8 protein-coding genes are annotated in these 10,258 nt (G+C 67.0%); 3 read left to right on the forward strand and 5 right to left on the reverse strand.

Translation table 11 applies throughout. The features are described 5' to 3' along the window. Window positions 1–260 precede the first annotated feature (260 nt). On the reverse strand, window positions 261–1,721 hold the full coding sequence (locus PEM_RS04250) for an MATE family efflux transporter (RefSeq protein ID WP_111127965.1): 1,461 nt from the start codon (window positions 1,719–1,721) through the stop codon (window positions 261–263). Between the two features lie 62 nt (window positions 1,722–1,783). Here PEM_RS04250 and PEM_RS04255 point away from each other — a divergent pair, with 62 nt between their 5' ends. Together PEM_RS04255 and PEM_RS04260 are read left to right on the forward strand one after the other, a co-directional pair. Continuing rightward, window positions 1,784–2,023, forward strand: coding sequence for a hypothetical protein (locus PEM_RS04255; RefSeq protein ID WP_111127963.1), 240 nt, complete (start codon window positions 1,784–1,786; stop codon window positions 2,021–2,023). A gap of 9 nt (window positions 2,024–2,032) precedes the next feature. Next, window positions 2,033–2,440, forward strand: a complete 408-nt coding sequence (locus PEM_RS04260) for an RNA-binding S4 domain-containing protein (protein WP_005415742.1) — start codon at window positions 2,033–2,035, stop codon at window positions 2,438–2,440. A gap of 38 nt (window positions 2,441–2,478) precedes the next feature. Here the strand turns inward: PEM_RS04260 and PEM_RS04265 are convergent, their stop codons facing one another. From PEM_RS04265 to PEM_RS04280, 4 genes are all read right to left on the reverse strand, one after another. After that, on the reverse strand, window positions 2,479–3,081 hold the full coding sequence (locus PEM_RS04265) for a DUF937 domain-containing protein (RefSeq protein ID WP_065178082.1): 603 nt from the start codon (window positions 3,079–3,081) through the stop codon (window positions 2,479–2,481). 107 nt (window positions 3,082–3,188) lie between these two features. Next, window positions 3,189–4,700: a catalase gene (locus PEM_RS04270; RefSeq protein WP_188248333.1), complete on the reverse strand. Its 1,512-nt coding sequence runs from the start codon at window positions 4,698–4,700 to the stop codon at window positions 3,189–3,191. Window positions 4,701–5,021: 321 nt separating this feature from the next. Next, on the reverse strand, window positions 5,022–7,613 hold the full coding sequence (gene mutS / locus PEM_RS04275; protein ID WP_111127962.1) for a DNA mismatch repair protein MutS: 2,592 nt from the start codon (window positions 7,611–7,613) through the stop codon (window positions 5,022–5,024). Between the two features lie 133 nt (window positions 7,614–7,746). Then, a complete protein-coding gene (locus PEM_RS04280; protein WP_111127961.1) occupies window positions 7,747–8,139 on the reverse strand; it encodes a barstar family protein in 393 nt (130 codons plus the stop codon). 356 nt (window positions 8,140–8,495) lie between these two features. Between PEM_RS04280 and PEM_RS04285 the strand changes: the two genes are divergently transcribed. Continuing rightward, window positions 8,496–10,250 (forward strand): ShlB/FhaC/HecB family hemolysin secretion/activation protein, encoded by a 1,755-nt coding sequence (locus PEM_RS04285; RefSeq protein WP_095377786.1) that lies wholly within the window; start codon window positions 8,496–8,498, stop codon window positions 10,248–10,250. Window positions 10,251–10,258: the final 8 nt, after the last annotated feature.

Genomic DNA, 10,258 nt, shown 5'->3' on the forward strand with positions numbered 1-10,258 from the left:
GCTTTGCGATGCTTGCGGAGGGGTTTGAAGTTGCCGGCCAGCGGCCGGCACTACCGTGGTAATCCCCGGTGGCGGAGAAGCGGTAGAGCCGGCCGCTGGCTGGCTGTTCTGCGATGCTTGCGGAGGGGTTTGAAGTTGCCGGCCAGCGGCCGGCACTACCGTGGTAATCCGCGGCGGCGAAGAAGCGGTAGAGCCGGCCGCTGGCCGGCTGCTTTGCGATGCTTGCGGAGGGGTTTGAAGTTGCCGGCCAGCGGCCGGCACTACCGCTCCAGTGCCGCATCCGGGTCGGCCACCGGCGAGGGTGGGCAGGCGGGAATCTCAGAGGGCGTGGCCAGTTCTTCGGCATGCGAGGGCTTGCCGATCATCTTCGCCTTGCGCCAGCCACCCCAGCGGTAATACGCCAGCGACAGCAGCATCGACACCAGCGAGCTGACCGGGAAGCTCCACCAGATCGCATCGGCGCCCCAGTACGGCTGCAGCAGTTCGGCGAACGGCACGCGCACGCCCCACAGCGAGCCAGCCAGGATCAGCAGCGGTGGAATCACCGCGCCGGTGGAGCGCACTACGCCGGAGATCACGAAGCTGACGCCGAAGAACAGGAACGAGCCGATCACTACGTGGTTGAGGTGGCGCGCGATCTCCAGCGCTTGGCTGGCCGGTGGCAGGAACAGCGCCAGCAGCTGGCGATCGAACAGCACCAGCGGCAGGATCAACGCGCCGGTCAGCAGGAAGTTGAACAGCACGCCCTGGCGCGCGGTGCCGCGCACGCGATCCCAGCGCTGCGCCCCCACGTTCTGTGCGGCCATCGAAGAGCACGCTGCACCGATCGCCATCGCTGGCATCTGCAGGTAGTTCCACAGTTGCAGGGCAGCGCCGTAGCCCGCGCCGGTGTCGGTCCCGTACTGGTTGACCATGGTCATCAGCAGGATCACCGACAGCGAGATCAGCACCATCTGCAGGCCCATCGGCACGCCCTTGACCACCAGCGCCTTGAGGATGGTCATGTCGAGCTTGAACAGGCGCATGTCGGCGCGGCCCAGCCACAGGGTGTGGCGCTTGTGCCGCATGTACAGCAGCAGGCCGGCCAGCGACAGCGTCTGCGCGACCAGCGTGGCCCACGCCGAGCCGGCGATACCCAGCGCGGGAAACGGCCCCATGCCGAAGATCAGTACCGGGTTCAGCACGATGTCCAGCGCCACCGACACCATCAGGAAGCGGAACGGCGTGCGCGAATCACCGGCACCGCGCAGCGCCGCGGTGAGGAAGGCGAACGCGTACAGCGTCGGCATCGCCAGGAAGATGATCTGCAGGTAGGCCTCGGCCAATGGCAGCGAAGCGGCCGGCGTGCCCATCGCCGCCAGCAGCGGATGGGCCATGAACCAGCCGGCGAGGGCGATGATCACCGACAGGCCGATGAAGAAGGTGGCGCTGGTGCCGACCACGCGCCGCGCCTGCACGATGTCGCGCGCGCCGATCGCCTGGCCGATCAGGATGGTGGAGGCCATGCCGAAACCGAACACCGAGCCGATCAGGAAGAACATGATGTTGTTGGCGTTCGCGGTGGCGGTCAGCGCCGCCTCGCCGAGGAAGCGCCCGACCCAGACCGCGTTTACCGAGCCGTTCAGCGACTGCGCGATGTTGCCCGCCAGGATCGGCAGGGAGAACAACAGGAGATTGCGCCCGATCGGGCCGGAGGTCAGGTCAAGCGGTGCCTTGGCCATGGAGTGGTGATCGAATCCCGGGAGGCGCACACTAGCACCAAGCCGGTTTGCGGGATGTGGCAATGCATCAACGACTGCAGGTGGAGCGGAGGCTGGCGCTGGCCTTGATCAGCGTCGTATTGGCCGCATGTTCGATGGACGACCGGCTGGGTGATACCCAGATCCGGCCAACCGACCGTCCCGAGTGTCTGGTCGGCAGCCAGCGCCAGGACCTGGCCTCCGGGGGGCGGCCATTGATCGGCGGCACCGGCTGCCGGGCCGACCCGGACAATCCGCGTCCCCTCAACAAGCCACTGGAGTAGCCTGCCCCCATGCCCGAGCTTTCCCCGCTGTCACCCAGTGTCCGCCTGGACATCTGGTTGTGGGCGGCCCGTTTCTTCAAGACCCGCAGCCTGGCCAAGCAGGCGATCGAGACCGGCAAGGTCAGCGTTGCCGGGCAGCGTCCGAAATCCTCACGCGCGGTGCGCGTGGGCGAGCAGCTTCAGGTCGACCGTGGTGAAGAGCATTTCGAGGTCCAGGTGCTCGGCCTGAGCGATCAGCGCGGGCCCGCAGCGACGGCGCAGCAGCTGTATGCCGAGAGCGAGGCCTCCAAGGCGCGTCGTGCCGAACAGCGTGCGCTGCGCATCGCCGCGCGCGATGGGTTCCAGCCGCCGGAGCACAAGCCGGACAAGCGCGCGCGCCGGTTGATCCGCGCGCTGGGCGATATTGACGCGCTGTAAATGATGCGGCGCCGGGCCGGGTCCGGCGCCCGCAGGCGTCAGCGCTTGCCGCCGAGCAGGCTGCCGCCGATCTTCAGCAGATCGCCCACGCCGAGCTGGCCGTCACCGTCCTGGTCCAGCAGGCTGCCGAGCAGGCCACCGGCAAGACCACCCTGTTGCTGCACGTGCTGCTTTTCCTGGCCAAGCGCCTGGCTGAGCGAGCCGGCATCGGCCTGGCCGCCACCGAGACGCTGGGCGAGGAAGGCCATCACGATCGGTGCGAGGATCTGCAGCAACTGGCTGGTGCGGCCGCTGTCCAGCTGGGTAGCCTGCGCCAGCCCGCTTTCGACCTTCTGCTGGCTGCCGCCGAAGATGTGGCCGAGGATGCCGGCGCCATCGCTGGCGGCACCACCGCCACCGCCGCCCAGTACCGAGCCGAGCACGCTGCCCAGGTCCAGGCCGCTGTGGTTGTTCTGCAGTGCGCCGAGCAGCGCCTGTGCGCCCTGTGGCTGCGAGGCGTTGTTGCCCAGCGCGCCCATCAGCACCGGCAGTGCGGCGCTGATCGCACCGGAGGCCTGGGTATCGCTGATACCGAGCTGCTGGGAGACCTGCTGCAGCGGCGCGCCCTGCAGTTTGGCGAGAAGTTCATCGGTCAGGCTCATCTGCGGATTCCTTGATTGGGGTGGGGCGTGCAGAAGGTACGACGCGGACCGTTAAAACGGCGACGCCGCCTCACAGGGGGGCGGCGTGCCGTACACGGGGAGGGCGATCAGAGCTCGATGTCTTCCGCGCCCGGGGTCGCAGTAGGGAAGTCCGCTTCCGGTTGCGCCGGCTTGAACGGATCCGATGGCTGGCTGGCCAGCGCCTTGAGGGCTGCGGCGACGCCGGCACCGTAGGCCGGGTCGGCCTTGCTGCAGTTGTCGATGTGGCGCTGCTTGATGAAGTCCGGTGCATCGCCCAGGGCGCGAGCAGTGTTGGCGAACAGGCGGTCCTTCTGTGCCTGGTTGTAGCTGCGGAACAGCGCACCGGGCTGGCTGAAGTAGTCGGCGTCGTCCTCACGGAAGTTCCAGAAGTCGGCGTCGCCGCGGATCTTCATCGGCGGTTCGCGGTACTGCGGCTGTTCCTGCCACTGGCCGTAGCTGTTCGGTTCGTAATGCGGCAGGCCGCCGTAGTTGCCATCCACGCGCATCGCACCATCGCGGTGATTGCTGTGCACCGGGCAGCGTGCGGCGTTCACCGGAATCTGGTGGTGGTTCACGCCCAGCCGGTAGCGCTGCGCATCGGAATAGGCGAACAGGCGTGCCTGCAGCATCTTGTCCGGCGACGGGCCGATGCCCGGCACCAGGTTGCTCGGTGCGAACGCCGACTGCTCCACGTCCTGGTACCAGTTGACCGGGTTGCGGTTCAGTTCGAACTGGCCCACTTCGATCAGCGGGTAGTCGCTCTTCGGCCATACCTTGGTCAGGTCGAACGGATGGATGCGGTAGGTTTCCGCCTCCAGCTCCGGCATGACCTGGATGAACAGCTTCCACTTCGGGAAGTCGCCCTTCTCGATCGCGTCGAACAGGTCGCGGCCGTGGCTTTCGCGGTCATGGCCGACCAGGATCTGCGCCTGCGCGTCGGTCAGCGATTCGATGCCCTGCTGGCTGACAAAGTGGAACTTGACCCAGAAGCGCTCGCTGTCGGCGTTGGTGAAGCTGTAGGTGTGCGAGCCGAAACCATGCATGTGGCGGAAGCTGCGCGGAATGCCGCGGTCGCTCATCACCACGGTCACTTGCAGCAGGGCTTCGGGCAGCAGCGTCCAGAAGTCCCAGTTGTTGCGCGCGCTTCGCAGGTTGGTGTGCGGGTCGCGCTTGACCGCTTTGTTGAGGTCGGCGAACTTGCGCGGGTCGCGCAGGAAGAACACCGGCGTGTTGTTGCCGACCAGGTCCCAGTTGCCTTCTTCGGTGTAGAACTTCAGTGCGAAGCCGCGGATGTCACGCTCGGCGTCGGCGGCACCACGCTCGCCGGCCACCGTGGTGAAGCGCGCGAACATCTCGGTCTGCTTGCCCACCTTCTCGAACAGTTTGGCGCGGGTGTACTTGCTGATGTCGTGGGTGACGGTGAAGGTACCGAACGCACCCGATCCCTTGGCATGCATGCGGCGCTCGGGAATGATCTCGCGGTTGAGGTTGGCCAGCTTTTCCAGCAGCCACACGTCTTCCATCAGCAGCGGGCCGCGCGGGCCAGCGGTCTTGCTGTTCTGGTTGTCCACCACCGGTGCGCCGAAGGCCGTGGTCATCGGCGTGACCGGATCGTCGCCGTGCTTCTGCTTCGGCGTCGTGCTCAGCTCACGCTGCTGCTGGGCGCCTTCTGCCGGCGACGGAGCGGTGTGATACGGGCACTTGGGACTGTTGTTATCGGACTGGCTCATGGCTGGCTCCTGCGGGTGAAGACGGGGTGGAACATCTTCACTCGACTTTAGCTAGGGCCAGATGAAATGAATAATCGAATGATCCGTTCAGATTGATAGATTCTGTCAATTGAAACGCAAAATCGGATCTGCAGAGACTTTCAAGAGGCCTCCTGCATGGCAGCCGGAGGCCGTCTCTATGCGTTGCAGTTACAGCAGCGCTTTCAACCGGTACAGGGCTTCCAGCGCCTGCTTGGGTGTCAGTTCGTCCGGGTCGATCGCCGCCAGCGCTTCCTGCGCCTTGCTGGCCGGGGCGCTGAACAGGCCGAACTGCTGCGGCGCATCCAATGCCTGCGGCGCCAGCTCGGCGGCATGGCTTTCACCGCCGCGCTGCTCCAGCTCGGCCAGGCGCCGCCGTGCCTGCGCCACGGTAGTGCGCGGCAGGCCGGCCAGCGCGGCCACCTGCAGGCCGAAGCTGCGGTTGGCCGGACCGTCCTTCACCGCGTGCATGAACACCAGCGCTTCACCGTGCTCGACGGCATCCAGGTGCACGTTGGCAATGCCGCTGCGGCCGCCCTCGTGTTGTTCGTCGGCCAGCGCGGTCAGCTCGAAGTAGTGGGTCGCGAACAGCGTATAGCAGCGGTTCTGGTAGGCCAGGTGACGTGCGACCGCATCGGCCAGCGCCAGGCCGTCGTAGGTGGAGGTGCCGCGGCCGATCTCGTCCATCAGCACCAGCGAATGGGCGGTGGCGTGATGCAGGATGTAGCTGGTCTCGGCCATCTCGACCATGAAGGTCGACTGCCCGCGGGCGAGGTCGTCACCGGCGCCGATGCGGGTCAGGATGCGGTCGATCGGACCGATAACCGCACGGCTGGCCGGCACGAAGCTGCCGATGTGGGCCAGCAGCACGATCAGCGCGTTCTGCCGCATGTAGGTCGATTTACCGCCCATGTTCGGGCCGGTGATGACCAGCATGCGACGGTCGGGATGCAGGTCCAGGTCGTTCGGTTCGAACGGCTGCTCACGCACCGCTTCGACCACCGGATGGCGGCCACGCTCGATCTTCAGGCACGGTGCCGTTTCCAGTTCCGGCCGCGACCAGTCCAGCGCCTGCGCGCGTTCGGCGAAGGCCGCCAGCACATCCAGTTCGCTCAGTGCAGCGGCGCACTGCTTCAACGGTTCCAGCTGCGCGCCAAGGGTATCCAGCAGCTGCTCGTACAGGTACTTCTCGCGCGACAGCGAACGGTCGCGCGCGGACAGCACCTTGTCTTCGAATGCCTTCAGTTCCTCGGTGATGTAGCGCTCGGCATTGGTCAGCGTCTGGCGGCGGGTGTAGTGCACCGGCGCACGGTCGGACTGGCCCTTGCTGATCTCGATGTAGTAGCCGTGCACGCGGTTGTAGCCCACCTTCAGGGTGGGAATGCCGCTGCTTTCGCGTTCGCGCTGTTCCAGATCGACCAGGAACTGGTCAGCATGGGTGGACAGGCGGCGCAGCTCGTCCAGCTCTTCATCGAAGCCGTCGGCCAGCACGCCGCCGTCGCTCAGCTTCAGTGGCGGCATTTCGGCAATGGCGCTGGCCAGCAGCTGCGCGCACGCGTCATGCTCGCCCAGCGCGGCGTGCAGGGCCTGCAGGCGCGGCGAGTCCAGTGGCGCCAGCACCTCGCGCACGGCGGGCAGCAGCCCCAGGCCATCACGCAGGGTGGAAAAATCGCGCGGGCGCGCCGAGCGCAGTGCGACGCGGGTGAGGATGCGTTCCAGGTCGCCCAGGCGGCGGAACTGTTCGCGGATGTCGGCGTCGCTGCCGCGATCGATCAGGGTTTCCACCGCATGGTGGCGCTGCACCAGCACCTCGCGCAGGCGCAGCGGGCGGTGCAGCCAGCGCCGCAGCAGGCGGCCGCCCATCGGCGTCACCGTGCTGTCGAGCACGCCCAGCAGGGTATTGCGGGTATCGCCGTCGACGCGCGTATCCAGTTCCAGGTGGCGACGGGTGGCGGCATTCATCGCGATCGCCTCGCCAGCGGTTTCCATCGCGATCGAAGTCAGGTGCGGCAGGCGCTGCTTCTGGGTTTCCTCGACATAGCCGAGCAGGGCACCTGCGGCAGCGGTCGCGCGCGGCTTGTCATCGATGCCGAAGCCGCTCAGGTCATGCAGCTTGAAGAAGTTCAGCAGCTGGCGGCGGCCGCTGTCGGCGTCGAACAACCAGGGGGCGCGACGGCGCACGCCGGTGCGCTGGCGCAGGAATTCCGGCCAGTTTTCTTCGTCGGGCACCAGCAGCTCGGCCGGCTCCAGTCGGGCCAGTTCGGCTTCCAGGGCGTCGTCGGTTTCCACTTCGTTGACCAGGAAGCGGCCACCGGCCAGGTCGGCCCAGGCCAGGCCGTAGCCCTGCTTCGTGCGCGACAGCGCCATCAGCAGGGTGTCACGGCGCTCGTCCAGCAGCGCTTCGTCGGTGACGGTTCCGGGGGTGACGATGCGCACCACCTTGCGTTCGACCAGGCCCTTGGCCAGCGCCGGGTCACCGATCTGCTCGCAGATCGCCACTGACTCGCCCAGCGCCACCAGCCTTGCCAGGTAGCCCTCGTAGGCATGCACCGGCACGCCGGCCATCGGAATCGGCGCGCCGCCGGAGCTGCCACGCTGGGTCAGGGTGATGTCGAGCAGGCGCGCGGCCTTGCGCGCATCGTCGTAGAACAGCTCGTAGAAGTCGCCCATGCGGAAGAACAGCAGCAGGTCCGGGTACTCGGACTTGGCTGCGAAGAATTGCTTCATCAGCGGGGTATGTTCGGCGGACTTGTCTTTGGACATGGGACTCGTGGATCAGGGCATCCGGCCGCGCCGGAGGGCAGCGGCAGCGGAGCGCGTACAGGGCCGTCCATGGTAACTGCTGGGGCGCAGGGCTGCCGCCACCGGTGGCAGGCCGGTACGGCACGGAAAGGAGTCAGGCCGGGACCAGCGTGATCTGCCGGTGGCTGGTGAAAATCTCCATGACGATCTCGAAGTAGGTCGGGCCTTCGCCCCGTTGCAGGGCCTGCAGCTGGTGGGCAATGGCCTGCGTATTGAAGCTGCCCGGTGTGTCCAGCTTTGCCAGCAGCCATTGGCGGGTGGTCTCCATGCCCAGGGCCGTGCGGCTGTGGGCAATATCGCGCCAGATCAGCGTGGCCTGCGCCTGGCCGGCCAACGCGCCATAACTGCCATGCAGCAGGTCGTCCAGCGCATCCAGGCTTGGCCCGAGCTGCCACGCCTCGCCAGCCATGAACACGCGGTTGATCTCCGCGTACAGGCTGGCGATGTCATCGATGGCGGCGCCTTCAATCTGTAGGACGATGGTCATGCGCCGACTGTAGCGTGACCCGCGCGCAGGGCGTGTGCGGCTGAACGGATTCGCTTTGCGGGCGTGGGCCGTGCACCGCATACTTCGCGGCTGCACTTCGCTGCACGGCTGTCGTGCAGCCGCATGCGCCGCTTTGCAGGCACGAGGCGAACGCTCGTTCCGCAACCTGCCAACGCTTTGCCGCGAGCCCTTGCACCGGGCTGACGCGCGCCCTGCGGAAATTCATCCTTCAGAAACTCCCGCGCCGGCCGATCTGTACTGCGGCATTGCGCCTGTCGCGCGATGCCGTGGCTGTCCATGGTGGCGCAGCCTCGGTTCACGTTCCTGCAGCACCGCGGCTGGCAGGACGATTTCGAATGGAACGTAGCGTGGAAACAGGGAAGAAGCACCCGGGGCCGAGGCTCCATCGTGGTTGGTCGTTGATGCTCGCCGTTGCCGCATGGCCGGCGACCGCCCAGCAGGCCGGTGATCCCGCCGCGCAGGAACTGCTGCGGCAGCAGGAGCGCGAACGCGTGCTGCGCGAGCAGCAGGAACAACGTCCCGACGTCCGCCTGGAGCGGGACGCGCAGAAGGAGAGCGACCGCCTGCCGGCGCAGGAGCACCCGTGCGTACGCATCGATCGCATCGTGCTGGAAGGCGAAGACAGCCAGCGCTTCGGCTGGGCACTGGCGGCGGCCGACCCGACGGACGATCCGGCCACTGGCCGTTGCCTGGGAACCGAAGGCATCAACGTGGTGATGAAGCGTGTGCAGAACGCGATCATCGCCCGTGGCTATGTCACCACGCGCGTGCTGTCGGCACCGCAGGACCTCAACCAGGGTACGCTGGCGTTGTCGGTGGTGCCGGGCCGGTTCCGCGAGGCTGCGTTCTCCGATCCGCAGGGACGGCATCCGGCCCTCGCCAGTGCACTACCGATCCGCAGTGGCGACCTGCTCAACCTGCGTGACATCGAGCAGGGCCTGGAGAACCTGCAGCGCGTGCCCACCGTCAGTGCCGACATCAAGATCGCGCCGGCCGACGGCGAGGGCGCGGTGCCGGGCCAGAGCGACCTGCAGATCGACTGGACGCAGCGTTCACCGGTACGCGCCAGCGTCACCCTGGACGATGCCGGCAGCCGCGGCACCGGCAAGCTGCAGGCCAACGCGACGCTGTCGCTGGACAATCCGCTGGGCCTGAACGAGCTGTTCTACGTCAGTGCGGGCCGTGGCGTGTTCAACGGCCGCGGCAAGGACACCGACAGCTGGACCGCGCACTACGACGTGCCCTACGGCTACTGGCTGTTCGGTGCTACTGCCAGCGCCTACGACTACAGCCAGAACGTGGTCGGTGCCTTTGAACGCTACGAGTACAGTGGCCGCAGCCGCAACGCCGAAGCGCGGGTGGACCGGCTGCTGCTGCGCAATGCCAAGATCAAGTTCAGTGCCTACGCACGCGGCTGGCAGCGCGAGTCGAAGAACTACATCGACGATACCGAGATCGAAGTGCAGCGCCGCCGCACCGCTGGCTGGGAACTGGGCCTGACCCACAAACAGTTCATCGGCACTGCCACGCTCGATGCCAGCGTGGCCTACCGGCGTGGCACGGGCGCCTTCCACGCACTGCGTTCGCCGGAAGAGATGGCGCAGTTGTGGGACCCGACGTTGCTGCTGGAAGGCACCTCGCGGATGAAGCTGATCACTGCCGACGCGCAGTTCAGCGTGCCGTTCCAGCTGGGTAGGCAGCGCCTGCGCTACACCGCCGCATGGCGAGCGCAGTGGAACCGCACGCCACTCTCGCCGCAGGATCGCTTCGCCATCGGTGGCCGCTATACCGTGCGCGGTTTCGACGGTGAAAGCTCGCTCAGCGGCGAGCGTGGCTGGTCGCTGCGCAACGATCTTTCGCTCGGTATCGGTGGCGGCCAGGAGTTCTACGTGGCTGCCGACTACGGCCGCATCGGCGGCCCATCCGCGCAGTGGCAGTCCGGCCATGACCTGGCCGGCATGGCACTGGGCCTGCGCGGCGGCTGGCAGCAGCTTTCCTGGGATGGCTTCGTGGGTTCGGCGCTGCGCAAACCCGCCCATTTCCCCACCGACTACACCACATTCGGCTTCAGCCTGGCCTGGCGCTACTGATCTGCCAC

Source organism: Stenotrophomonas sp. Pemsol (assembly GCF_003586545.1).
Classification (GTDB): Bacteria; Pseudomonadota; Gammaproteobacteria; order Xanthomonadales; family Xanthomonadaceae; genus Stenotrophomonas; species Stenotrophomonas sepilia.